The following is a 24,911-nucleotide window of genomic DNA, read 5'->3' on the forward strand; positions in this document are numbered from 1 at the left end:
GAAAACGCTATGGCCGTTTTACGTTTTGTTAAGCAACTGTCATCTGCGCGGTAAGGGTGGCGGCTAACGGTGACGCACGGCCAAGAGCCGATCCCGTTCACATTTAGAGAGAAAGCCGACATGACTTCCTCCCCCAATTCGCTTGCGACTCCGATCCAATCTTCGTCCGATTGGCTCCTGAACATCCCGCGTGTGCAGGCCCAACAGGGCATTCTCGTGTCGCCCGGCGGCACGGGCAATGTTTCGTCCTACAGCCTGGTCTACGACGCCTACTTCCCGTCGGCTGGCTCCAGCGGCTGGATCCCGTTCCTGCAGACGGATGTCACCAACACGTCTGATGGCGATATCTTCGGCAAGGTTGGCGGCGAGAGCTTCGGCCTCGGCATCAACAGCGACTATCGCGGCACCGCCAAGCTCGATGCCTGGAACCGAATTGGCCTGACGATCGACAAAGACGCCAGCGGCGGCGTCTCGATGAAGAAATACATCAACGGCGAGTTCGTCGCCGAACAGAAGATGACCGGCACGCTTGCCGCCCGCTTCACCATCGACAAGGCCAAGGGTTTCCTGATCTTCGCCGACGAAGACGGCGAAACGTCTTCCGGCTATCTCAGCAACTTCCTCTTCATCGAAAAGGTGCTCACGGGTACGGAACTGTCGGCGCTCGGCAATGCCAAGCCGGAGGGCATCGTTCCTGATGCGCTGAAGACTGATGCGCTGTCGTCCAACGGCACCGAGTTCCGTTTCGGCGAAGGCTCGACCACGCCGGCCTTCGGCCAGGGTTCCTTGAGCGGCCAGGGCACCACCGTGTCGACGACGACGCCGGCAACGGCCGGCATTCCGGCCGTCGGCCAGGACACGACGCCGAACCCGGGCTCCGTCGTCAAGACCACCGCCATCAAGGACATGATGGTCACGCCGGATGCGGCCAATGTGACGATCGACCTGTCGCAGCATTTCTCCGGTGAAAACCTGACCTTCACCGTCCAGAACAGCAAGGGCGAGGTGCTGAATGCCGTCCTCACCAATGGCAACAAGCTGGTGCTGGACTTCGCAGCGCTCGGTCACTCCGACGTCCGCGTGACGGCAACCGACGCCGCCGGCCATGCGGTCAGCGATGATTTCCGCGTCCGCGTCGCCGGTGCGAATGCCTATACGATCGCCGTCTTCCCGGATACGCAGGACTACACGTCCAACGATGGCATCAAGCACTTCTTCGGCGACATGACGCAGTGGCTGCTGGACAATCGCCAGAGCCACAACATCGTCTTCATGACCCATGTCGGCGACATCACCCAGAACAACCTGTCCGGCCAGTGGGACATCGCCGAAGCTGCCCTTCGCAAGCTCGACGGCAAGATCCCCTACGCCCTGCTTCCGGGCAACCATGACCAGGCCAATGGCGGCAGTGCTGCCGACCACTCGTCGATCTATCTCGACCAGCGTTTCTCGCCGGACAAGCAGGCAGAAACCAGCCCGGGCACCTTTGGCGGCGCCTACGATCAGGAGCTGATGAGCGCCCGCAACACCTACAGCACGTTCACGGCCCCCGATGGCACCAAGTGGCTGTCGATCTCGCTCGAGTTCGGTCCGCGCGACGACGTGATCCGTTGGGCAGGCGACGTCATCGAGGCCCATCCCGATTATCGCGTCATGCTCGCCACCCACTCGCTGACGAGCTATGCCGGCCGCCAGGACAATCTGGCCCTGCCGCTCTACGACGAAGGTGCAGGCTACGACTACGGCATGCGCACCGACCAGCGCGGCGCCAACGACGGCGAATATGTTTCGCGCGAACTGCTCGCCCGCTATCCGAACATCGTCATGACCTTCTCCGGTCACATCTTCGGCGATGGTGCTGAAACCGACATCACCTACAATCAGTACGGCGAGCCGGTCTTCCAGTTCCTGGTCAACTACCAGAATGGTGTGTCGCGCGAGATCACCGGCAACGGCAACGAAGCGAAAGGCAACAATGGTGGCAACGGCGCCATCCGCCTGATCACCATCGATCCCGACAACAACCGCATTTCCACCGAGACCTACTTCACCGGGTTTGACGACTACCTAGACGGCTTCCGCACCAAGCCGGAACTCGATCGCGACGGCCTGACCGGCCCCTATCGTGGCCACCAGGAAGTGTTCGAGAACATTGACGTCAGCGGCGGCAATGCACGCGCCATGGCTGAAGCCGGTGACGACATCATCGCTGACGCTTCTGCGGGTGCCTCGTCCGCCAATGTCGCGCTTTCCGGTGCCAAGTCGCTGCTGCCGGCAAGCGTCAAGAGCTGGGTCTGGACCAACGAGAACGGCGACGTGGTGGCTGAAGGCAAGGACGCTAAGGCCGAGCTCGAGCTTGGCAAGCACAAGCTGACGCTGACCACCACCGATTTCAACGGCATCAAGACCAGCGACACCGTCGACGTGATTGTCCGCGGCGATCGCACTCTGTTGGTCGAAACCTTCAACGACGGCAATGCCAACGGCTGGGCAACCGATATCGGTGCGGCCGACGGCAATACCGGAAACTTCCTGTTGAAGGGAACGGTCTTCTCGCGTCCGACCGGAGCAGCTGGCCTTGCCGCACCTGAGGCCGCGCTCTTCGACCAAAGCGATGCCGCCCGCAACAAGCTGGTCTTCGTCGGCGAAGGCTCGTCCACCTGGACGGACTACGTCTTCGAAGCGTCGTTGACCCAGCTCGACAACGACGCGATCGGCGTCCTCTTCTACTACAAGGACGCCAACAACCACTATCGCTTCACGCTCGATGGCGAAACCAACCGCCGCCAACTGGTCAAGGTGGCCAACGGCGTCGAGACCATCCTGGCATCGGTGAACGAAGGTTCGCCCTACAATATGGAAATCCCGTTGACCGTGGCTGTCACCGGCGGCGCCATCAACATCTTCCTCGGCGACAAGAATGTCTTTGCCGGACCGGTCATGGACGCCAATGCGCCGCTTAGTGGCGGTACCGTCGGCCTCTATTCCAGCGGCCAGCGCGCTTCTGTCTTCGATGATATCGTCGTCACCAAGGCGGACACAACGGCAAAGGCCGGCATCGCCCAGCGGACCTACGACATCGACGGCGACGGCAAGGCTTCCGTCAAGCTCGACGCCTCCGGCTCGTTCGGTCCGAAGCAGTTGCTCGACTACGTCTGGACGGACCTCGCCGGCAACGTCATTGCCAATGGCAAGACCGCCAACGTCAATCTCGACACCGGCGTCAACAAACTGCTGCTCAAGGTGACGGCTGTGGACGGTTCGGTCTCGACCGATCGTGTCGATATCACCGTTGTCGACCGCACCAAGATCCTTGTTGCCGAAGACTTCTCGTCGCCGCAGTCCCTGTCGCGCTTCAACATCGTCGATGAGGGCGAGCTTGGCGGCATCGGACCTGATGGAAAGGCCTCCGAATGGCTGCTTGCCGACGGAAAGCTGGCACAGACGACGGGGCTTGCGAGCCGCGAACTGACTTGGAGCGGGGCAACTGCCGCGGATCTGTGGAAGCGTGGCTGGAGCCCGCTTGGCGACGGCGTCAACGTCCTTCGTCTCGGCACTTATGCTTTGTTCAAGGATCCGGCAGCACTTGCCTGGACCGACTATGCGGTCGAGGCGACGATCCAGACGCCTGACAAGGACGGCCTCGGCTTCCTGTTCCGCTACAAGGACAACAAGAACTACTACAAGCTCGAGCTCGATGCCGATGGCATCCTCGACCGCAGCCCTGGCAATGGTGCTGGCAGCATCTTCAACCTGGTGCGCATGAAGAACGGGGTCGAGGAGATTCTTGCCCAGGTTCCGGGCAAGTATGAGCCGGGCCAGGCGATGAAGCTGCGCGTCGAAGTCGTCGGCGACAAGATCACCGCCTTCCTCAATGACGAGGCACTCTTTGCCTATCCGGTCGGCGACCGTGGTCTCGATGCTGGTACCTTCGGCCTCTATTCCTGGGGCAATGCCGGATTGTCCTTCGACGATCTGACGGTTGTCGATCTGAAATCGGGCCTCGAAGGGGGCCAGGTGATCAACGGCACCAATACCCGTGACATGCTGGTCGGTGGTGAAGCCGGCGAGACGATTTACGGTCTTGGTGGCAACGACACCCTCATCGGCAACGGCGGCGACGATCGCGTCGATGGCGGCGACGGCGACGATACGCTGATGGGTGGTGCCGGACGTGACGGGCTTGTCGGCGGCAAGGGCAACGATGTGCTGATGGGCGGCGAGGGTGCCGACATTATTGCCGGCGGTCTCGGCGACGACCTGATCGAAGGTGGTGCCGGCAACGACGTGCTGATCGGCGGTGACGGTTCTGATACTTACGTCTACGGACGTGGCGAAGGCTCCGACGAAATCGTCGAAACGGCCGCTGCATCTGCTGATAGCGACGTTCTCGTCCTGCACGACATCGCCCGCGGCGAAGCCGTCCTGCATAAATACGGTGAAGCCGTCGAGGTCGAATTCGCCAATGGCGAAAAACTGACCCTCAACGGCCAACTGGCAGGCGGCGGTGTCGAACTCGTTACCTTCGCCGATGGCACGGTCATGAACCGCGCGTCGATCGCCAACAGCCTCGTCAACCGTGGTCCGGTTGCCGCCACCGACACGCTTGCCCCGATCGATGAGGATGCGCCATCCTTCGTCATCCCGTTTGCGAGCCTGCTCGCCAACGACAGCGATGCCGATCTCGATCAGTTGAAGGTAACTGGCGTCACTTCGGTCGTCGGTGGTACCGCCACCGTCGAGGAGGGTGGCATTCGCTTCACGCCCGCCGCCAACTTCAATGGCGAAGCCTCCTTCCACTATCAGATCTCCGACGGTCGCGGCGGCTCGAGCGAAGCCGGCGCCACCTTCGTCGTCAAGCCGGTCAACGACGCGCCTGTTGCATCGTCGCTGACCATTGAGACGAGCGAGGATACGTCGATCAGCGGCACGATCACGGCAACCGATATCGATGGCGATACGCTGAGCTATGCCGTCAAGACGGGCGCTGGGCCCGCCAATGGCAGCGTCGCACTCGATAGCAGAACCGGCGCCTGGACCTACGCTCCGAACGCCAATGTCAACGGATCGGACAGCTTCATCGTCGTTGTGTCCGACGGCAAGGGTGGCAGCAGCGAGAGCACCGTCAGTGTGACGATCAAGCCGGTCAATGATGCACCGGTGGCTGTTGCCGATACCGGCGGCGTTGCCGAGAACGAGACCGCCACCTTCGACCTCGTTGCCAACGATACCGATATCGAAGGCGACCGGCTGACGCTCGTCGGTTTTGCGGTCACGGCGGTGACCGGTCTGGCACTGACGAATGCTCAGGCTGCTACAGCCTTCTCGATCGTCGATGGCAAGCTCGTCGCCGATCCGTCTTCTGCCTTTATGGCTCTGGAAGACGAGCAGAACGCCATGGTCACCGTCACCTACACCGTGCGTGACGCCCAGGGTGGGGAATCGACCGGCACCGCCTCGATCAAGATCGACGGCTACACCGAGTACAACGTCGTCGAAGGCACCGACGGCAACGACACGCTGGTTGCCACTGACCGCAAGGACATGATCGAGGCCGGCAACGGCAACGACACGGTGCTGGCGGGCGATGGCAACGACATGGTCGATGCCGGGGCAGGCAATGACCGCGTTGTCGCCGGAGACGGCAACGATGTGGTCGAGGGTGGTGCTGGCAACGACGTGCTTATGGGCGGCGCTGGCAATGACGCGCTGAGCGGCAGTGCCGGCAATGACCAGCTCAACGGTGGTACCGGCAATGACACGCTGAATGGCGGCACGGGCAATGACGTGCTGACCGGCGGTGCGGGTGCCGACACCTTCGTCTTCGCCTCCGGCGACGGTCGCGACGTGGTCCTGGACTTCCAGGCGGGTGCACAGGGCGACGACGTGGTCGTGCTTTCGAAGGACATGTTCGCCGACTACCAGGCGCTCGTGTCCTCCGGTGCCTTCACCGACGGTGACGCCGGTGCACAGATCGCGTTCGACGATGGGTCGTCCATCACCTTCAACGGTGTGAAAACGGAAAACTTCGTCATCGACGACTTCCGCTTCGCCTAACCAAAGCGAGGGGCGCACTATTCGGTGCGCCCCTTTTTCGCGCGGCGTAGGCTTCGGCCACTTCAAGCATGTCATTTCCTTGTGATGCCTGCCTGCTACCGCCGCGATCTCAACGGATCAGGGACCATGCGCGACAGTTCTTCCAACAGAAATTCCAGCCAGTTCAAGGGTGTGTTTGCGGGCTGTGCGAGTGCCTTCGTCGGCATTGGCCTGATGAGTGCCGTCGTCAACGTGCTCTACCTCACCGGATCGCTCTTCATGATGGAGGTCTACGACCGGGTGCTTCCGAGCAGAAGCCTGCCGACGCTTGTTGCGCTTCTCGCCATCGTTGTCGTGCTATACGCGTTTCAGGGCCTGTTCGACGCGCTGCGTGGCCGATTATTGGTGCGCATAGCCGATCGGCTCGACCAGGCGCTTTCACCAAGGATCTACGATGCGATCGTCGGTCTGCAGTTGCAGGTGCCGATCAGCGGTCGCTACGCCCAGCCGTTGCGCGATCTCGATACCATCAGGGCCTTTCTCTCGGGCAGCGGGCCGACCGCGCTCTTCGATCTCCCCTGGCTTCCGTTCTATATCGCCATCTGCTTTGCCTTCCATTTCTGGCTGGGTGTCACGGCACTCGCAGGCGCTGTCATTCTGGCGGCGATTACCCTGTTGACGGAACTCGTTTCGCAGCGGCCGGTCGAGGAGGCTGCGCGCCATTCTTCCAAGCGCAATCGCATGGCCGAGAGCGGCCGCCGCAATGCCGATGTGATCACGGTGATGGGCATGGGCCCGCATCTGAGGCACCGCTGGCAGGATGAGAACCGCGCGTTTACGCGTGAGCAGCGCCGCGCAAGCGATGTTTCCTCGGGATTCGGCGTGTTGAGCAAGGTGCTGCGCATGATGCTGCAGTCCGGCATCCTTGCGGTCGGCGCCTGGCTCGTGATTAACGAGCAGGCAACGCCCGGCATTATCATCGCTGGCTCCATCCTGTCCGCCCGGGCACTGGCGCCGGTCGATCTGGCGATCGCCAACTGGAAGGGCTTCATCGGTGCCCGCCAAAGCCGCCGACGCCTGCAAAAGACGCTGGCGCTTTTGCCCGATGCGCCTGATCGCATGGATCTGCCCGCACCGAGCCGCGCTCTTTCCGTCGACCGCATCAGCGCTCTTCCGCCTGAAACGACAGAGGCCGTGTTACGGGATGTCACCTTCACACTGGAGGCTGGCACGGGGCTCGGCATCATCGGTGCGAGCGGCTCCGGCAAAAGCTCGCTTGCGCGTCTGCTTGTCGGCATCTGGCATCCGGCGCGCGGCGCGATCCGGCTCGATGGCGCCACGCCGGACCAATGGCCGGCCGCAGCGCTTGCCCGCCATATCGGCTACATGCCGCAATCGATCGAGTTGCTCGACGGCACCATCGCCGAGAACATTGCCTCCTTCGACCCCGACGCTGGGTCCGACGACATCATCGCCGCTGCCCGCGCAGCAAGGGTTCACGATCTGATCGTCAGCCTGCCGGAAGGCTATTCCACCGAAGTCGGGGAAAATGGCCGGCCGCTTTCCGCCGGTCAGAAGCAACGGATCGCGCTTGCAAGGGCCCTTTACCGGGATCCCTTCGTCGTCATCCTCGACGAGCCGAATTCAAACCTCGATTCCGAAGGAGAGGAAGCTCTGACGTCGGCGATCCTCGGGATCCGTGAACGCGGCGGCATCGTCATCGTCATTGCCCACCGCCCGAGCGCGCTGCTTGCGGTCGACAAGGTGCTGATGCTTGCCGCCGGCCGCCAGCAGGCTTTCGGCCCGAAGGACGAAGTTCTCTCGAAGGTTCTAAGGCAGACAACCGCCAATCCGGGTGCGCTCAAGGTGGTGCAATCAGCAGAAGCAGCAAAGGCATGAACATGGATGATTGGCAGACACTCAGACGTTCGATCCGCACCCACCTGATCGTCGGTGTGCTCGGATTTGCCACGCTGGTCGGGCTCTTCGGCGGTTGGGCGATCGGTACGGAAATCGTCGGGGCGGTGATCGCTCAAGGATCCGTGGTTGTCGAAAGCAGCCTGAAGAAGGTGCAGCATCCCGTTGGCGGCGTCGTCAGCGAACTCATGGTGCGCGACGGCGATCACGTGAAGGCGGGGGATGTCGTCATGCGCATCGACGCGACGATGACGAAGGCCAATCTGGCGATCATCCTCAAGAGCCTGGACCAGTTCGCCGCCCGCAAGGCGCGGTTGGAGAGCGAACGCGATCGTACGGAACGTGTCGTTTTCCCGGAGACATTGCTGTCGCGCGCCGAGGATCCTGATGTGGCTGCAATGATGCATGCCGAGCAACGCCTTTACGAAAGCCGCAGGGATGTGCGCGAGAGCAAGAAGCGGCAACTGGAGCGGCGTGTGCAGCAGCTGAACGACGAGATCCGCGGCATGGATGCCGAGCGCACCGCCAGTAGCCGCGAGCGGATCTTGATCAAGGAGGAGCTTGGCCGCTACACCTTCCTGCATGACAAGGGGCTGATGGAAAAGAGCCGCCTCAGCGCACTCGAGCGCCAGGCAACCGACATCGATGGCGAGATGGGCAGGCTGCTGGCAGGCGTCGCCGGCGTGCACGAGAAGATCGCCGAGACATCGCTGCAGATCATTCAGGTCGACGAGCAATGGGCCGAGGAGGTCGGAACCGACCTGCGCGAAATGGATGCCCGCATCGGCGAATATGTCGAGCGCAAGGTGGCGGCCGAAGACCAGCTGAAGCGGGTCGATATCGTCGCGCCGCAGAACGGCATCGTGCACCAGCTCGCCGTCCATACGGTCGGTGGTGTGGTCGCTCCGGGCGAGCCGATCATGATGATCGTGCCGGATATCGACAAACTCGTCGTGGAGGCCAAGGTCGCGCCGCAGGACATCGACCAGATCTATTCCGGACAGAAGGCGATCCTGCGTTTCTCCGCCTTCAGCCAGAAGACGACGCCGGAAATTGTCGGGGCCGTCGAGCGGGTGTCCGCCGATGTTTCGGTCGACCAGCGGACGGGTGCGAGCTTCTACGTCGCGCGCATCGCGATCACGCCGGCAGAGATCCAACGGCTTGGCAATGTCTCGCTGATGCCAGGCATGCCGGTGGAGACGTTCATTACCACCGGGGAACGAAGCGTTGCTTCATATTTCATCAAGCCGCTGATGGATCAGGTCAGCCGAGCCTTCCGCGAGAGCTGAGCCAACCGTCGATTCGCGGTCCGCCGGCCGTTGCTAACGAAAAGCAGTCCGTTCCATCCGGTCATCCGACTGCGACGGGGCGGGCTGTTTTGGTGTTCTGGACGCAATGAAGCAGCAAGAACCCGCAGATTTCTGCCTGCATGCGGCCTGCTAAGATCATGCTGCCGCCGGCTCATTGTGTCTCCCTCAACAGCAATCCACCTTGAAAAGTGGGCTGTTGCCCACTTTATCACGTCACGATTGCAAGTAGCCGCCGCTTCAAAGTCGCTGAATTCGCACGGTTTTTCTCCGTAAAACCGGAATCGCTAATTCTTGCCAACATAATTGTCGACAAAATAGTTGACATTAGAGCCGACAACTTCAAATCTAGCGCTGTCAGCCATCCAGTAATCGAGGGATCGCGGACCGACCGGGTCGGCACGGCACGGCGACGAATGGGAAAAACAGAGGGAACCACATGAAACTGAGAAAGCATCTCCTTGCGGGGTTGGCATTCGCCTTTCTCGCCTCGACGGCACAGGCCGAAACGCTGCGCTGGGGCAGCCCGCGGGATATCTTCTCGCTCGACCCGTATTCCTACGGCAGCACGTCGAACCTCGCCTTCCTCAATCACGTCTATGAGGGACTGACGCGCTACACGCCAGATTTCGTCGTTGAGCCGGCACTCGCCACCAAGTGGGAGTTGGTCTCCGAAAAGGTTTGGCGTTTCCACCTGCGCAAGGGTGTGAAGTTCCAGAACGGCGCGGATTTCAACGCCGACGACGTAATGGCCTCGATGGCTCGCGTCAGCCACCCGACGTCGCCGCTGCGTGGCAACATTCCGGCCTATGTCTCCACCACGAAGGTGGACGACTACACGGTCGATATCGAGGTGAATTCGCCAAGCCCGCTGTTCCTGAACGACATGACCAACATCTTCATGTTCGACAAGGACTGGCTGATCGAGAACAAGTCCGAATTGCCGACCGATGTCGGCGGCAAGGTCGAGGGTTACACCACCTATCACACCAACGGCACCGGGCCGTTCATCGTTGAGTCGCGCGTGCCTGACAGCAAGACCGTGCTCGTCAAGAATAACGGCTGGTGGGATACCCCGAAGCACAATCTCGACCGCATCGAATTCACCCCGATCACGTCGGCTGCTACTCGCGTCGCGGCCCTCCTGTCGGGCGAGATCGACCTGACCGACGGTGCGCCCGTGCAGGATCTCGACCGGCTGAAGAGCGATCCGAACATCAAGGTCGTCGAGCGCTCCGACCTGCGCACGATCCACCTGGTCTTCAACCGCAAGGACAAGCTCAACGACGGCCGCGAAAACTTCTTCAATGACATCAAGGTCCGCCAGGCGATCGATCATGCGATCGACCGTCAGCTGATCTTCAAGCGCGTCATGCGCGGCAAGTCGCATGTGGCCGGTACCATGGTTGCGCCTGAGATCCCGGGCTACAGCGCCGAACTGGATGTGCCGACCACCTATGATCCGGAACTGTCTAAGAAGCTCCTGGAAGAAGCAGGCGCCGTCGGCACCGAGTTCACGCTTGTCTGCATGAACGACGAAAGCGTCAACGAAGAAGACGTCTGCAGTGCGCTCGTGTCGATGCTGTCGCGTGTCGGGCTCAAGCCGACGCTCGACATTGGTCCGCGCGCCGTGCAGGCGCCGAAGCGCGCCGGCGGCAAGTCCGATGCCTTTATGATCGGCTGGGCCAACGAGCCGACGCTCGATGCCTACTCGATCCTGATCCAGGTGCTTTCGACCCGCGAAGGTGCTGCCGGCGTCGCCAACTATGGCGGCTGGTCCTATCCCGAACTCGACGCCATGGTGAAGAAGGCCGCCGTCGAAATGGATCGCGACAAGCGATTGGCGATCGAGACCGAAGCGCTGAAGTTTGCCAAGGATCAGGTCATCATGATCCCCTTGCATCAGCAGCCGATGGCATGGGCGATGTCGAAGGAAGTGACCGACGTCACCATCCGCGCCGACAACAAGCCGCGCCACTGGCTGACCCGTGTCGGCGATTGAGTCCACATTGCCCCGGCAGAGCCTGCTCTGTCGGGGTTTCTCATTGAGCGGGAAATCCAATGATTGTCTTTCTGATCAAGCGGCTGGCTAATGCCGTGATGGTCATGCTCGCCGTCGCGCTGATGGCCTTCATGATCTTTCGTTTCGCCGGCGATCCGGTCGAACTGATGGCCAACGAACAGATGTCGCAGGCCGATCGGCTCGAACTGCGCGAAAAGCTCGGGCTGAACGATCCGTTCCTGACCCAGTATGTGCGCTTCGTCGTCAACGCGGCCCAGGGCGATTTCGGCATCAGCTACCGAAACGGTCAGGACGTGATGACGCTGATCGCCGAACGGTTCCCGGCGACCATCGAACTGGCTCTGGTCGCCACGGTCCTGTCGCTGCTGGTCGGCATTCCGCTCGGCGTGCTGACGGCGATCCATCGAGGCCGCTGGTATTCGGAAGGCTTGCAATTCGTCAGCATTATCGGCGTTTCCCTGCCGAGCTTTGTCGTTGGCATCCTGCTGATCCTTGTCTTTGCCGTTTCGCTCGGCGTAGTGCCGGCCTTCGGCCGCGGCGACGTCGTCCAGATCGGCTGGTGGAGCACGGGCCTCTTGACCGCATCCGGGCGTGCGTCCCTGCTTCTGCCGTCCTTTGCGCTTGCCCTCTACCAGATCACGCTCGTCATGCGGCTCGTGCGCGCCGAGATGATGGAAGTGCTGCGTTCTGATTTCGTGAAGTTTGCCCGTGCCCGCGGCGTGCCGCGGTGGCGCATCAATTTCCGCCATGCGCTTCGCAACTGTCTGATGCCTGTTGTCACCATGACGGCGATGAACGTCGGCTCGCTGATCGCCTTCGCGCTGATCACTGAAACCGTGTTCCAGTGGCCGGGAATGGGCATGCTGTTCATTCAGGCGGTGACCTTCCTCGATATCCCGGTGATGGCAGGCTACCTGTGCATCGTCTCCTTCATCTTCGTCACGCTGAACACGCTTGTCGATATCGCCTATGCGGTCATCGATCCCCGTCTTCGCGATGCCACACGCTGAGGCCGCCCCATGACTGACCAGGCTCAGGAAACAACCTCGACAGCCAAGATCGGCCGGCTCGCGCGCTGGCGTCAGAGCGATCTCTGGTGGTCCTTCACCCGCAGTCCGTCGGCAATCGCCGGCGCGCTGATCCTGCTCGTGCTCATCGCCGCGGCTTTTGCCGCGCCGTTGATCGCGCCGCAGAACCCGTTCGATCCGGCGCAGCTCGATCTCTGGAACTCGGAGCTGCCGCCGATCTGGCAGGCTGATGGCCAATGGCCCTTCATTCTCGGCACGGACACCCAGGGCCGCGACATGCTTTCGGCTATTCTCTACGGCTCTCGCATTTCGATCCTGATCGGGGTCTGCTCGGTGATCCTGTCGCTGACGGTCGGCCTCAGCCTCGGTCTCATCGCCGGCTATTTCGGCGGCGTTGTCGACAACATCCTGATGCGCATCGGCGATGTTCTGCTCTCGATCCCGACGATCCTGATCGCCATTCTCGTTAGTGCCGTTGCCCGCCAGATGCTGCCGCCGGAGCTGCGCGACGTCGGATCGGCAGCTGTTCTCGTGCTGGCAATCACGCTCAGCGCCTGGGTTCAATATGCCCGAACCGTCCGCGCCCAGACGATCGTCGAGCGCGGAAAGGAATATGTCCAGGCAGCCCGCCTCCTGAAGACGCCGGCGCGGCGGATCATGCTCAACCATATCCTGCCCAACACGCTGACGCCGATCATGGTTGCAGCCACGCTGAACTTCGGCATGGCGATCCTCACGGAAGCGACGCTCTCTTTCCTCGGCATCGGCATGCCGCCGAGCCAGCCCAGCCTCGGAACGCTCATCCGACTTGGCAACCAGTTCCTGTTCTCCGGTGTCTGGTGGGTCGTCCTCTTCCCGGTGCTGCAGCTTTGCCTACTTGTCGTCTCGGTCAACCTTCTTGGTGACTGGCTGCGCGACGCACTCAATCCGAAACTGAGGTGAATGATGTCCAACCTTTTGATCCGTAACGTCCGTCCCCACGGCGGGGCGCCGACGGATATCCTGATCCGCAACGGCAGGATCGAAGCGATCGGCCAGAACCTTCAGGCCGATGGCTTGGCGATCGAGGATGGCCGTGGCCACATCGCCATTCCCGGCCTGGTCGAAGCCCATACCCATCTCGACAAGTCGGTCTGGGGCATGCCCTGGCATGAAAACGCCAAGGTCGCATCGTTACGCGGACGCATCGATTTCGAACGCGAGAAGCGGCTTGAGATCGGCATCGATCCGCATCGCCAGTCCATGCGCCAGGCGATCCTGCTGGCGGCGAACGGCGCCAGCCATATCCGCAGCCATGTCGATATCGACACAACCCATGGCCTGCGCCTGATGGAAGGCATCATCGAAACGCGCGAGGCGCTCGACGGCATCATTGACATTGAGATTGTCGCCTTTCCGCAGTCGGGCCTGGTGACCCGCCCGGGCACGGTTGAACTTCTCGACCAGGCTCTGAACAATGGCGCGGAAGTCCTTGGCGGAATTGACCCTTGTGGCATCGACCATGACCCGAAGGGGCATCTCGATGCCGTCTTCGGCCTTGCGGAAAAACATGGCAAGCCGATCGATATTCATCTGCATGAAGCCGGTGAACTCGGCGCTTTCAGCATGGAAATGATGTTCGAACGCATTCGCGCGCTTGGCATGCAGGGAAAGGTTGCGATCAGCCACGCCTTTGCGCTGGGCGCCCCGGATTACCTGCGGGTCGCCGGCCTGCTCGAGCAGATCGCCGAGCTCGATGTGCGCATCGTCACGACGGGCTCGCCGTCCTCGACGGTTCCGTCAATCCTGCGCCTCAAGGAGGCTGGCGTGAAGGTGGGCGCCGGTTGCGATGGCATTCGCGACACCTGGGGCCCCTGGGGCCAGCCGGATATGATGGACCGCGTTCGCATCCTCGGCATGAAGAACGGCCTGCGCCGCGACGTCGACCTGGAGCATGCGCTTCATGTCTGCTCGACCGGCGGTGCTGACGTCATGGACATTGCCGGCTACGGCCTCGAAGTCGGCTGCAATGCCGATTTTACCCTGCTCGTCGGCGAAACGCTTGCCCATGCAGTCGTCGAAGTCGCACCACGTCCGCTGGTCGTCAAGCGCGGCCGTGTCGTTGCCCGTAACGGTGTCGCGGAGGTAGCCATCCCATGATCGACCTCAAGGATTTGAAACTCGGCGCGCGCGCCGAAGGCCGTACGTTGCTGACGGCGCAATGGGTTCTCGGCCACCGCGACGGCAGTCACCGCCTCATCCCGAACGGCGACGTGGTCATCGAAGGCGGCAGCCTGCTTTATGTCGGGCCGCACTTCGAGGGCGAGGTCGCACGTAGGGTGGATTTCGGCGCGGCGATGATCAGCCCCGGCCTGATCGATCTCGATGCCCTCTCGGATCTCGACACGACGATCCTTTCCATCGACCATCAGCCAGGCTGGGCCAAGGGCCGGGTCTGGCCGCGCTCCTACGTCGAGCGCGGGCCTTATGAAATGTATACGCAGGAGGAACTGGCATTCCAGAAACGCTTCTCCTTCGCTCAGCTTTTGCTCAACGGCATCACCACCGCGGCACCGATCGCGTCGCTGTTCTATCGGGAGTGGGGCGAAACGGTCGAGGAGTTTGCAGCCGCCTCGGATGCCGCCGGCGATCTCGGCCTGCGCGTCTATCTGAGCCCAGCCTACCGATCGGGCGGCATGGTTCTGGAAGCGCCGGGACAGCTCGAGGCAGTCTTCGACGAGGCGAGGGGCCTTCAGGGTCTCAACGACGCCATCGGTTTCATCCGTGAGCATGATGGCCGTCATGGCGGTCTGGTTCATGGACTTCTGGCCCCTGATCGCGTCGAGACATGCACCGAGGCGCTGCTGAGGAGAACGGCGGATGCCGCGCGCGATCTCGATTGCTCGATCCGGCTGCACGCCGCACAGGGCACGATGGAGGTCGATACGGTCCGTCGTCTTCACGGCAAGACGGCGCCGGAGTGGATGGCGAGCCTCGGCTTCCTGAGTTCGCGGTTGATCGCCCCGCATGCCACGCAGGCAACGGCCAACGATCTCAAGCTCTATGCCGAAAACGGCGTCAGCATCGTCCATTGCCCAATGGTCTCGGCACGCGGCGGCAGCACGCTCAACTCCTTCCGCTCGGTCAAGGAGCGCGGCATCAACATCGCCATGGGCACCGACACGACGCCGCCCGACATGCTGATGAACCTTCTGGTCGGCCTCATCACCTGCCGCGTAGTCGAGGGCGACACCGCAGCCGTCAGCTGCGCCGATCTCTTCGACGCCGCCACTTTGGGTGGAGCAAAGGCATTGGGACGCAGCGATCTCGGGCGGCTCGAGCCAGGCGCCCGGGCTGACATCGCGGTCTTCGACCTGATGGATCACCACATGGCACCGGCGATCGACCCGATCACGACGCTGGTTGTCGGTGGCTCCGGGCGTGTCACCAAGACGGTCTTTGTCGATGGCCGTCTCTCCATGCACGAAGGCAAGGTCGCCGGCATCGACATGGATGCGGCACGCCGGCAGGCACAAAAGCAGTTTGACGGGCTGATCGCCAAGTACCCCGAACGCAGCTGGGCGCATCCACCCGTCAGCGAAATCTTCCCACCCAGCTATCCCTTGGAGGACCTGCGGCATGAGTGAGCTCGTAACTTCGCCGGTTCTCGACGTGCGCGGACTTTGCGTCGAGTTTCCCGGTCGGCACGGCACCGTGGCGGCATTGTCCGACGTCTCGCTCAGCATACGTCCCGGTGAGATACTGGGTGTGGTCGGCGAATCCGGCGCCGGCAAGTCGATGACCGGCCTTGCCGTTCAAGGTCTGCTCGAACCGCCGGGACGGATATCCGGTGGTGAGGTCTGGCTTTCGGGTCGCCGCATCGACCAGCTTTCCGACAGGGAAATGCAGGGCGTGCGCGGCCGACAGATCGGCGCGATCTTCCAGGATCCGCTGACATCGCTCAACCCGCTCTTTACCGTCGGCGCGCAACTGGTCGAGACGATCCGCCTTCACCTGAAGCTGTCGAAGCAGGGTGCCAAGGAACGGGCTATCCACCTCCTGAAGGAAGTGGGTATTCCCGCACCTGAGGCACGTTTCGATCACTATCCGCACCAGTTCTCGGGCGGCATGCGGCAGCGTGTGGTCATTGCGCTTGCGCTTGCGGCGGAGCCGAAGCTGATCATCGCCGACGAACCGACGACGGCGCTGGATGTTTCGATCCAGGCGCAGATCACCTCTCTCCTGCGTCGTCTCTGCGACGACCACGGCACATCCGTGATGCTGGTGACGCACGATATGGGCGTGATTGCCGAGACAGCAGATCGGGTCGCTGTGATGTATGCCGGTCGTCTGGTCGAGATCGGGCCCGTGGAAGAAGTGCTGCGCAATGCGCGCCATCCCTATACGCGCGGGCTGATGGGTTCGATCCCGGCGCTTGGGCGCCGTGTCGAGCGGCTGAACCAGATCGACGGCTCGATGCCACGCCTGAACGCCATCCCGCGTGGATGCGCCTTCAATCCGCGTTGTCCCGAGGCAGGACCGCGTTGCCGTGAAGATCGTCCGGAGCCGACCCCGGTCGGCTTCGGCGTCAGTGCTTGCTGGCTCAATGCAGGAGGAGTTCTATGAGTGACGCCCTGACCGTCAATGATCTGACGTGCAATTTCGATGTGTCGGCCCCCTGGCTGAACCGGGTCCTGGAGCGCAAGCCGCGCCAGTTCGTGCGCGCGGTGGACGACATCAGCTTTTCCGTGCCGATGGGCGGCTGCCTTAGTCTCGTGGGAGAATCCGGCTGCGGCAAGTCGACCGTCGCCCGGCTTGTCACCGGCCTCTATCGCGCCTCGGAGGGTGAGGTTCGTTTTGCGCCGGGTCGCTCCGGCGAGCCCCTTTCCGCCCAGATGATCTTTCAGGATCCTTTCGCCAGCCTCAATCCGCGCTGGCGGGTGAAAAACATCATCGCCGAGCCGCTGCGCGAGCTGAAGCTGCGCAATTCGGAAGCAGAGGTGATGGAGCGCGTCGGCGAATTGCTGCGCATCGTCGGACTTGCGCCTTCTGATGGTTCGAAGTTTCCGCACGAGTTTTCCGGCGGCCAGCGACAGCGCATTTCGATTGCGCGTGCGCTTGCCGGTGAGCCGGAATTCCTTGTCTGCGACGAACCAACCTCGGCACTCGACGTATCGGTACAGGCGCAGATCCTCAATCTGATGCGCAAACTGCAGGATGAGATGGGGCTCACCTATCTCTTCATCAGCCACGACATGAGCGTCGTCCGCCATATGTCGGACCGGATTGCAGTGATGTATCTCGGCCGCATCGTCGAGGAGGCGGACACGGAAACGCTTTTCGCCAATCCGCGCCATCCCTATACGCGGCTGCTGCTGGAAACGATCCCCGATATCGCCGAACCGAAGCGCCAGCGCAGCATCACGGCCAGTGAAGTGCCGAGCCCGCTCAATCCGCCGTCGGGCTGCACTTTTCACCCGCGTTGTCCGCTGGCTGATGCCCGCTGCAAGAGCGAACGTCCGGCAATGAGAAGCTTTGCCGATGGTTCCCGCGCGGCATGCCACCGCGTCGAGGAAGCTGTCGCGTCAATGGCAAAGCCGACGCAGGCAGCCTAGCCCAATTGTCATCACAGAATGAAAAAGCTCCGGAGGTAGTTGCCTCCGGAGCTTTTTGTTGCAGCTGTTTGTTAAGCTACCGTATCCACAAGGCGGGTGACGGCCGCAGACTTAACCCGCGGATAGTCATAGGCGCCCACCTTAGAGGTGGTATAGCCCGCGCCAACCAGTGCTTCGGCGAGCTTGATTGCAGCGGTCACGCCGTCGATCACCGGCATGCCCGTTCTAAGCTTCAGCCGGTCGCACAGTTCCGACATTCCCGCACAGCCGAGAATGATCGCCTCGGCGCCGTCCTCATGTTTGGCGCGCAGGATTTCCTGTACGAGCATTTCCTCCGTGTGGGCGAGGTCTTCCTCCAGCGCCAACACCGGCATGTCGACAGAGCGCACCTTGCGACAGCGGTGGCCCGCACCATAGGCGTCGACCAGGTCCTCTATGATCGGCACAGAGCGAGGCAATGTCGTGATGATGGAGAAGCGGGTGGCGATATTCATCGCCACTTGGATGGCGGCCTGGCAAATGCCGATGACCGGTCCACGGGCGATCTCACGTGCAGCGCCAAGGCCGGGGTCGTCGAAGCAGGCAATGACATAGGCATCGACCCCGCGCGCCTCTCCGGCGCGGATTTCGGCAAGCATCGCCGGCACCGCCATGGCTTCGTCCGCATGGCCCTCTATGCTGGCGGGACTTGTGGTCGGGTTGACGGACTCGACCAGCGTCGGGGCGGCTGCAACCCGCTCGGCGCTGCGGTGCGCTTGTTCGGTCATCGAGGCAGTGGAGTTCGGGTTGACGAGAAGGATGCGCATGGATCAGTTCGTTTTCGTTTTGAGGGCGGCAAAGGACGCGATGTCGGGTGTCCGCATCTCGAACTGTCGATCGGAGGTGATGTAGTTGTTGGGCAGTTCGGTGAAGTCAAAGTCCATCAAGGAGCTCTCAGGTCAGCGCGGTCGGTTGTCACACCGGTTGATGGCCGTCGTTTAAGTGGTTGCCACAGCATATCAAGTTACAGTACACAATATTGTCTACAATTTTGTAGTCAATATCAAACTGCAGTGAGTGGAATTGACTTTGAACGCTGGCCGACGAGAGTATGCGAACGGCTATGGGAGATTTCATGTACAATGCGGACGAGACCGCCGGAGCGCCGACGGCTATCATTTGTGAGAAGATCTGGCTTGCCATTGCGGAGCGGCGCCTGCGCCCAGGCACCCGCCTCAAGGAAGAGCAGCTTGCCGAGATTTTCTCCGTCAGTCGCGCCCGTATCCGCCAGGCGCTGACCGCGCTCGAACGGGATGGGCTGGTTACGATCATGCCGAACCGGGGCGCCTTCGTATCCGAGCCGTCGGTGGATGAGGCGCGCGACGTGTTCGTGACGAGAAGGGCGATCGAGCAGCGGGTGGTCGAGCGCTTGTGCGAGCGGGCGACGGTGGAAGACATCGAGCGTATGCGCTCCCATATCGACGAGGAACGGGTTGCGGGTAGGGCAGGCGATCTCTCTGCAATCGTTCGTCTTTCCGGCGGATTCCACCTGCTTTTGGCGGAGCTCTCCGGCTCTGCCTTCCTTTTCGGCATCTTGCGCGACCTGGTTTCGCGCACATCGCTGATCACCGCCATGTACCGTTCGAAACACCTGCACAATTGCGGGCCGGACGAGCATATGGCGGTCGTCGACCGCATCGCGGCGAGGGATGTGGACAGGGCGATCCGTGAGATGGCCGAACATCTGCATCACGTCGAGGCGGAACTGGATCTCGACGAAGAGAAGGATCAGCCGCGCGACCTGCGCGCAGCACTGCTTTGACATTCCATTGGCAATAACCCAACCGCACCGCTCTTGTGAGGAGGCGGTGCCTGTTTTGAGAACTGAAGGACGGAAATGACTGGTCGTAATTACTATGCGCCCCAGGGCGGCGCTCCGGAACAAACGCAGCTCCTGACCGACCGTGCGGTCTTCACCGAAGCCTATGCGGTGATTCCGAAGGGCGTGATGATGGACATCGTCACCAGCTATCTACCGTTCTGGGACAAAACCCGCCTGTGGATATTGTCGCGACCTTTGTCCGGTTTTGCTGAAACATTTTCGCAGTACATCATGGAAATAGCGCCCGGCGGCGGCAGCGACCGGCCGGAACTCGACGAGGGCGCTGAGGGTGCGCTGTTCGTCGTCGAGGGAGAACTGACCGTCACGCTCGATGGCAAGGAGCACCGCATGCAGCCCGGCGGCTTTGCTTTCATTCCGCCGGCCAGCAACTGGGCGGCGCATAACAGAAGCGAATCGCCCGTTCGCTTCCATTGGGTCCGCAAGGCCTATGAATACGTCGACGGCCTTCCTGCTCCCGAAGCCTTCTTCACCAACGAGGCTGACATCACACCGTCCGCCATGCCCGGCACTGAAGGCAAGTGGGCAACGACGCGTTTCGTCGACCCGACCGATCTGCGGCACGACATGCACATGACCATCGTGACCTTCGAGCCGGGCGCGATCATTCCCTTTGCCGAAACCCACGTGATGGAGCATGGCCTCTACGTGCTTGAGGGCAAGGCCGTCTACCGGCTTAACCAGGATTGGGTCGAGGTCGAAGCCGGCGACTATATGTGGCTTCGCGCATTCTGCCCGCAGGCCTGCTACGCCGGCGGCCCCGGCAAGTTCCGCTATCTGCTCTACAAGGACGTCAACCGTCACATGAAATTGCGCGCGCGCTAAGATCCGCGGCAACATTGTCCTACCGAAACAGCGCCTTCCGAGAAGGCGCTGTTTCTTTTTTAATCAATGGGATGCGTTAGCAATTTAATGTGCCGCCTTGGGTCGGTGAGGGCCACGCTTTTGCCCCACGGGCCAAGGATATTCGGCGGTCAGGAGGACAAAAGCGCGATCTCGCTCCTGACTCTCGTCCTCGTTGCGGCCGGCGCGGCACGCCAGCGGATCACCACGGCCCATTAACGTAGAGAAAATACTTGTCTTTGCGCGCGCCAGGCGGAAGCGGTAGCGAACGCGTCCCCGCCAGTTCGAGCGGCAAATCGGACAGGACGATGGCATGCGGCGCAAGGACTGCCGGGAGGCATCGGCTCAGTTTGGCCCTTGTCGCAATATTGTTCGTTTCGAGATATGAACCCATATCCGCATGCGCCAGGATGACCTGTCTGCCAAAGCGGGTGACAGCGGCACCAAGCGTATCCTCGATGTCGCCGAGCAGCAAATAGTTCTCTGGCGGCGTGCAGTCGGCGAAACAGTCGATCTCGCGATCCAGAACATAGATCTCGCGCTCCGGGAGATGGATGCGCAAGTGGTCGTAGGTACGACCGTGACCCAGCCCCATCTCGAACACAATGCCCGGACGGTCGGCTATTTCTCGGAAGGCCCATTCGAGGCAGATGTGCTGAGCCTCCAGACGGAACAGCAATCTTTCGAGCCGGGAGTCTTTACGTCTCCCTTCAGCGCGCGGTTCTTTCAGTGTGGCACGTGTCGGCATACTTATTGTCCCTGCGGGTTATGGAATCGAACGCGGCTCGGATGGCTTCAATTGGCGCCGGCGCGGTGGCCTGCAACCGGTGAATGAAAGATATAGGACGAACGTCCGATGTGCCAGTGCCCAGCCTGTGAGGAAAAAATGCACTGATCTCAAGGAACATCTAAGTTCCAGGAGGCATCTAAGGTGGACGGGCAACCAGGCTGGCGATTTTGCGACAAGTGTTTTTTGGGTGAGGCTTCAACAGAGATCCCGACCCCATTAGAAAAGGCCGTGGGCGCGATTGGCGAGAATAGCCGTCGCCTCAGCCAGCCCGACTACATACGCGGACCCATCTGTGTCCCATTGGCTGGAGTGATCGACCGCTCGTCGCAAATCCCGACCTTCAGGACGGTATGACTGAGGGGTAGCAAAGGGTCGCACTCTGCCGTCTGCAAGATGCTTATCCAACGACTGTTGTGTGGCGAAACCGGCCATATCCCCCGTCGTGTGAGCGTTGCCATGGCGCTTAGGGTGTCATTTCGCCCCCTACCGGAATCGCTCCCGCCTTCCACGCGAGCGCTGTCAATCGACAAGTTGTGGATTGGTGGGCCGTAGGCTCTTCGGACGGATCAGACGCAACGAACCGCCGGCGGCGTCCTTTTCGAGTTCCAGCACGCGGGTGAAGAAGCCGTTGGCGCGTTCCCTGCGCCCGATGTTGACGATTGCCGCCTTGCCCATTTCCTGGTCGAGGAACGTCATCACCTTGCGATAGGCATCGTCTTCCAGTGTATCCAACGCCTCGTCGATGATCAGCCACCGCGGTTTGTGCAGACCAAGGCGGGCGATCGCCAGAAGACGCATCTCGACCTCGCTCAGATTGAGCTTCTTGCGCATGTCCTGGTCGAGACGATCGGCGAGGCGGCCGAGGCCGACCTTGGAAAGCACGCCGCTAAGTTCGCCGTTCTTGAAGCTGTCTGGCGTCTTCGGGTAGGCAAGCACCTCTTCCAGCGTGCCCGGCGCAAAATACGGCGAGCGGGGAACGAAGGCGAGGCCATCATCGATCGGCAGCGAGATGCGGCCATGCCCCCAGGGCCAGAGACCTGCAATGGCGCGGAAGAAGGGCGCTTTTTCCACCTCCGCCGCACCGGTGACAAGCACGCGTTCACCAGGATTGATGGTGACATTGGGCTCCGAAAGCTTGATGCAGCCGGCGGCCGAGACAATCTCGATATGATCGAACATCATCTGCGGTCCATCAGCCGTAACGAACTCGATGCGCTTGTCGCCTTCATGCCGGTCGTCGACGACGAGCAGGGCTGAGCGGAACGCGGCGACGCGCATCAATGTCGCGCGCCAGTCGGCAATGGCACCGATGTTGTCGACGAACCAGCGCAGCGATGCGTGCACCTGGTTGAAGGCGCCCACGGCCATCATCAGGCCGCCGAAGCTGAGATCGCCGGCAAAATAGACCGGCGAGGCGATGACGATCGGTGCGACAACAGTGATCCAGCCATAACCGGCCGTCACCCAGGTCAGCCGCGTAACGGCGAGCAGCAGGCTCTGGCTGATCTCCAGAACGGACGCGAGATCTGCCTGCAACCGGCGTTTCTCGTTCGTCTCGCCCGATGACAGCGAGACCGCCTCGATGTGTTCGTTGATGCGCATCAGCGAGAAGCGCAGCGACGCCTCGCGTGCGTAGTGTTCGCCGTTGAGCTTGACCAATGGCCGCCCGACGAGCCAGCTCAGCCATGACGCCGTGCCCGCGTAGAGAATGGCAGCCCAGACCATGTAGCCAGGAATGTTGATGGCCATGCCCGAGATGTGAAAGACGAACCCGTCCGACAGCGACCAGAGCACGCCGATGAAGCCGGCCAGCAGGATGCCGGATTGGATCAGCCCAATCGTCAGCCCGGCGGAGAGATCTGACAGATGACGTGCATCCTCGTGTATGCGCTGGTCTGGATTGATGCCGATGGCGCCGGCATTGGCCAGCCGGAACGCGCGCGCCGGCTTCATCCATTCGTGGATGAGATCGAGTGTCAGGCCTTCGCGGAGCTTCAGCCGAACAAGCTGGCCGAGCCATGTCTGCAGAACATTGAAAACGAGCAAAGCTCCGGCGATCTGGGCGAAGACAACGAGCTGGTGCAGGAAGGCCGGGAGGTCACGTCTTTCCAGCGTGTCGTAGAACGGCTTGTACCATCGATTGAGGATGATCTGACCGAAGGCCGTGGTGACGATGACGGTCAGGATACCAAGGGCGAGCCAGATGATCCGGTTTCGGAGCGGCGAAGCCATGAAGGCTGCATGCATCATCCGTAACTGGGCGCTAAGGGGTTGTTCGTCGTTGGCCTCTACCCGACCATTGTTCTTGCCGTTTGTTGGGTTCGGCATCGATGCGAATCTCTCCGTCACGATCTCCACGCGGGAAATATAGCCTGCCGAGCCCGGTCTCCCTAGCGCCGATTGTCGTTATCCAAATCAGCAGAGGGCAATTTGGGTGGCCCCTGTTGCCCAAGCAACAGCATTCGGGCTGCAAAACTCAATTCAACAAGGGGCTGGACGACAGTGCGGCACGCGCCCCAAAAGGCATGAAACTGATTGTATCCATATAAAGAGGGTTCATAGTTCCGATCGACGAGACACGAGAGCGCATCCACGGGAGGAACGTGCATGTCCAACAATCTCGACCACATCCGTGAGCAGCAGAAGGATATCTGGGACCGGTTTTCAACCGGCTGGCAGAAATGGGACGAACTGGTTCTGGGCTGGCTCGCTCCGTTCGGCGATGCAATGATCCACCAGGCCAAGCTTAGGGATGGTGACCATGTTCTCGATGTCGCGGCTGGCACCGGCGAACCGGGGTTAACGGCCGCCGCTTTGGTCCCGAAGGGTCGAGTGACGGTAACAGACCTGTCCGAGCGCATGCTCCAGGTGGCCGCCGAGAATGCCCGACATCGCGGTCTCAGCAATTTCACGACCGAGATATGCGACGCCGGCAGTCTGCCTTTTGCCGATAAATCCTTCGACGCGGTACTATGCCGGTTCGGGTTCATGTTTTTCCCGGATGTCGGCGCGGCGGCGCGACAATTCAGTCGTGTCGCGAAACCTGGCGCGCGTGTTTGTGCTGCTGTTTGGAGCGGGCCTGAAAAAAATCCCTGGGCGACGACAATAATGGCAACGATCGCGCGGCACGTGACTTTGCCCGCGCCGATGCCCGGCGCGCCCGGCCTGTTTCGTTGCGCAGCCGCGGGCATGATGTCGGCGGCATTCGCCGACGCAGGTTTGCAAGATGTCGATGAGCGGGAGATCTCAACGGTGATGGTGCACGAGTCTCCCGAACGGTATTGGACCTTCATGACCGAAATAGCGGCGCCCGTGGTCGCGGGGCTGGCTCAGGCGGACGCCGCGACGCATGAGGCGATCAAAAATGAGGTTCTTGATTTGGCGCGTCGGTCCATGCGCGGCAACAAGGTCGAGTTACGTTCTACTGCGACGATTGTCACGGGAACACGAAGATAAGGGCAGACGAGGACACGGCGGGGCTTTCAGACACGACC

At 61.5% G+C, this 24,911-nt stretch carries 16 protein-coding genes; 13 read left to right on the top strand and 3 right to left on the bottom strand.

Annotated features, from left to right (window positions below):
• The first annotated feature begins 120 nt into the window (after positions 1-120).
• From C6558_RS41485 to C6558_RS27015, 10 genes are all read left to right on the top strand, one after another.
• Entirely contained in the window at positions 121-6,057 is a 5,937-nt protein-coding gene (locus C6558_RS41485; protein WP_107027969.1) for an Ig-like domain-containing protein, read from the top strand.
• Positions 6,058-6,183: 126 nt separating this feature from the next.
• Complete coding sequence (locus tag C6558_RS26975) at positions 6,184-7,935, top strand: type I secretion system permease/ATPase (RefSeq protein ID WP_057224310.1); 1,752 nt, start codon at positions 6,184-6,186, stop codon at positions 7,933-7,935.
• 2 nt (positions 7,936-7,937) lie between these two features.
• The gene (locus C6558_RS26980) at positions 7,938-9,242 is read left to right on the top strand and encodes an HlyD family type I secretion periplasmic adaptor subunit (RefSeq protein ID WP_038578260.1); all 1,305 of its coding nucleotides are present in this window, start codon (positions 7,938-7,940) and stop codon (positions 9,240-9,242) included.
• Between the two features lie 457 nt (positions 9,243-9,699).
• Positions 9,700-11,262, top strand: coding sequence for an ABC transporter substrate-binding protein (locus C6558_RS26985; RefSeq protein ID WP_107027970.1), 1,563 nt, complete (start codon positions 9,700-9,702; stop codon positions 11,260-11,262).
• 59 nt (positions 11,263-11,321) lie between these two features.
• On the top strand, positions 11,322-12,293 hold the full coding sequence (locus tag C6558_RS26990; RefSeq protein ID WP_025428826.1) for an ABC transporter permease: 972 nt from the start codon (positions 11,322-11,324) through the stop codon (positions 12,291-12,293).
• 9 nt (positions 12,294-12,302) lie between these two features.
• Positions 12,303-13,253 carry an ABC transporter permease gene (locus C6558_RS26995; protein ID WP_025428825.1) on the top strand — a complete coding sequence of 317 codons (951 nt, stop codon included), beginning with the start codon at positions 12,303-12,305 and terminating at the stop codon, positions 13,251-13,253.
• 3 nt (positions 13,254-13,256) lie between these two features.
• A complete protein-coding gene (locus C6558_RS27000; RefSeq protein ID WP_057224344.1) occupies positions 13,257-14,450 on the top strand; it encodes an amidohydrolase family protein in 1,194 nt (397 codons plus the stop codon).
• Entirely contained in the window at positions 14,447-15,937 is a 1,491-nt protein-coding gene (locus tag C6558_RS27005) for an amidohydrolase family protein (protein WP_057224314.1), read from the top strand. Before C6558_RS27000 ends, C6558_RS27005 begins: the two co-directional genes overlap by 4 nt.
• Positions 15,930-16,916 carry an ABC transporter ATP-binding protein gene (locus C6558_RS27010; RefSeq protein WP_057224316.1) on the top strand — a complete coding sequence of 329 codons (987 nt, stop codon included), beginning with the start codon at positions 15,930-15,932 and terminating at the stop codon, positions 16,914-16,916. The genes C6558_RS27005 and C6558_RS27010 overlap by 8 nt, the downstream gene beginning before the upstream one ends.
• On the top strand, positions 16,913-17,905 hold the full coding sequence (locus C6558_RS27015; RefSeq protein ID WP_038577875.1) for an ABC transporter ATP-binding protein: 993 nt from the start codon (positions 16,913-16,915) through the stop codon (positions 17,903-17,905). Before C6558_RS27010 ends, C6558_RS27015 begins: the two co-directional genes overlap by 4 nt.
• A 71-nt stretch (positions 17,906-17,976) precedes the next feature.
• Here the strand turns inward: C6558_RS27015 and C6558_RS27020 are convergent, their stop codons facing one another.
• The gene (locus C6558_RS27020) at positions 17,977-18,711 is read right to left on the bottom strand and encodes an aspartate/glutamate racemase family protein (RefSeq protein ID WP_025428820.1); all 735 of its coding nucleotides are present in this window, start codon (positions 18,709-18,711) and stop codon (positions 17,977-17,979) included.
• Between the two features lie 308 nt (positions 18,712-19,019).
• Here C6558_RS27020 and C6558_RS27025 point away from each other — a divergent pair, with 308 nt between their 5' ends.
• Both C6558_RS27025 and C6558_RS27030 read left to right on the top strand, forming a co-directional pair.
• Entirely contained in the window at positions 19,020-19,706 is a 687-nt protein-coding gene (locus tag C6558_RS27025; protein ID WP_107027971.1) for a GntR family transcriptional regulator, read from the top strand.
• 75 nt (positions 19,707-19,781) lie between these two features.
• Positions 19,782-20,609: a bifunctional allantoicase/(S)-ureidoglycine aminohydrolase gene (locus tag C6558_RS27030; protein WP_107027972.1), complete on the top strand. Its 828-nt coding sequence runs from the start codon at positions 19,782-19,784 to the stop codon at positions 20,607-20,609.
• A gap of 220 nt (positions 20,610-20,829) precedes the next feature.
• On the opposite strand, the gene C6558_RS27035 is transcribed toward C6558_RS27030, so the two are convergent.
• Both C6558_RS27035 and C6558_RS27040 read right to left on the bottom strand, forming a co-directional pair.
• The gene (locus C6558_RS27035) at positions 20,830-21,375 is read right to left on the bottom strand and encodes a class I SAM-dependent methyltransferase (protein ID WP_107027973.1); all 546 of its coding nucleotides are present in this window, start codon (positions 21,373-21,375) and stop codon (positions 20,830-20,832) included.
• A gap of 561 nt (positions 21,376-21,936) precedes the next feature.
• The gene (locus C6558_RS27040; protein WP_107027982.1) at positions 21,937-23,745 is read right to left on the bottom strand and encodes an ABC transporter ATP-binding protein/permease; all 1,809 of its coding nucleotides are present in this window, start codon (positions 23,743-23,745) and stop codon (positions 21,937-21,939) included.
• A 279-nt stretch (positions 23,746-24,024) separates the two neighbouring features.
• On the opposite strand from C6558_RS27040, the gene C6558_RS27045 reads away from it, so the two are divergent.
• Complete coding sequence (locus C6558_RS27045) at positions 24,025-24,873, top strand: class I SAM-dependent methyltransferase (RefSeq protein ID WP_107027974.1); 849 nt, start codon at positions 24,025-24,027, stop codon at positions 24,871-24,873.
• The last annotated feature ends 38 nt before the right edge of the window (positions 24,874-24,911 follow it).

It is taken from the genome of Ensifer sp. NM-2, from assembly GCF_003024455.1.
Classification (GTDB): domain Bacteria; phylum Pseudomonadota; class Alphaproteobacteria; order Rhizobiales; family Rhizobiaceae; genus Ensifer; species Ensifer canadensis.

Bases quoted from the DNA above. Each gene is read 5' to 3' on its own strand.
- C6558_RS26980 (WP_038578260.1), top strand. From the start codon at position 7,938: ATGGATGATTGGCAGACACTCAGACGTTCGATCCGCACCCACCTGATC.
- C6558_RS27045 (WP_107027974.1), top strand. From the start codon at position 24,025: ATGTCCAACAATCTCGACCACATCCGTGAGCAGCAGAAGGATATCTGG.
- C6558_RS26995 (WP_025428825.1), top strand. From the start codon at position 12,303: ATGACTGACCAGGCTCAGGAAACAACCTCGACAGCCAAGATCGGCCGG.
- C6558_RS27030 (WP_107027972.1), top strand. From the start codon at position 19,782: ATGACTGGTCGTAATTACTATGCGCCCCAGGGCGGCGCTCCGGAACAA.
- C6558_RS27010 (WP_057224316.1), top strand. From the start codon at position 15,930: ATGAGTGAGCTCGTAACTTCGCCGGTTCTCGACGTGCGCGGACTTTGC.
- C6558_RS26975 (WP_057224310.1), top strand. From the start codon at position 6,184: ATGCGCGACAGTTCTTCCAACAGAAATTCCAGCCAGTTCAAGGGTGTG.
- C6558_RS27040 (WP_107027982.1), bottom strand. From the start codon at position 23,745: ATGCCGAACCCAACAAACGGCAAGAACAATGGTCGGGTAGAGGCCAAC.
- C6558_RS26985 (WP_107027970.1), top strand. From the start codon at position 9,700: ATGAAACTGAGAAAGCATCTCCTTGCGGGGTTGGCATTCGCCTTTCTC.
- C6558_RS27035 (WP_107027973.1), bottom strand. From the start codon at position 21,375: ATGCCGACACGTGCCACACTGAAAGAACCGCGCGCTGAAGGGAGACGT.
- C6558_RS27015 (WP_038577875.1), top strand. From the start codon at position 16,913: ATGAGTGACGCCCTGACCGTCAATGATCTGACGTGCAATTTCGATGTG.
- C6558_RS27025 (WP_107027971.1), top strand. From the start codon at position 19,020: ATGTACAATGCGGACGAGACCGCCGGAGCGCCGACGGCTATCATTTGT.
- C6558_RS27005 (WP_057224314.1), top strand. From the start codon at position 14,447: ATGATCGACCTCAAGGATTTGAAACTCGGCGCGCGCGCCGAAGGCCGT.
- C6558_RS27000 (WP_057224344.1), top strand. From the start codon at position 13,257: ATGTCCAACCTTTTGATCCGTAACGTCCGTCCCCACGGCGGGGCGCCG.
- C6558_RS26990 (WP_025428826.1), top strand. From the start codon at position 11,322: ATGATTGTCTTTCTGATCAAGCGGCTGGCTAATGCCGTGATGGTCATG.
- C6558_RS41485 (WP_107027969.1), top strand. From the start codon at position 121: ATGACTTCCTCCCCCAATTCGCTTGCGACTCCGATCCAATCTTCGTCC.
- C6558_RS27020 (WP_025428820.1), bottom strand. From the start codon at position 18,711: ATGCGCATCCTTCTCGTCAACCCGAACTCCACTGCCTCGATGACCGAA.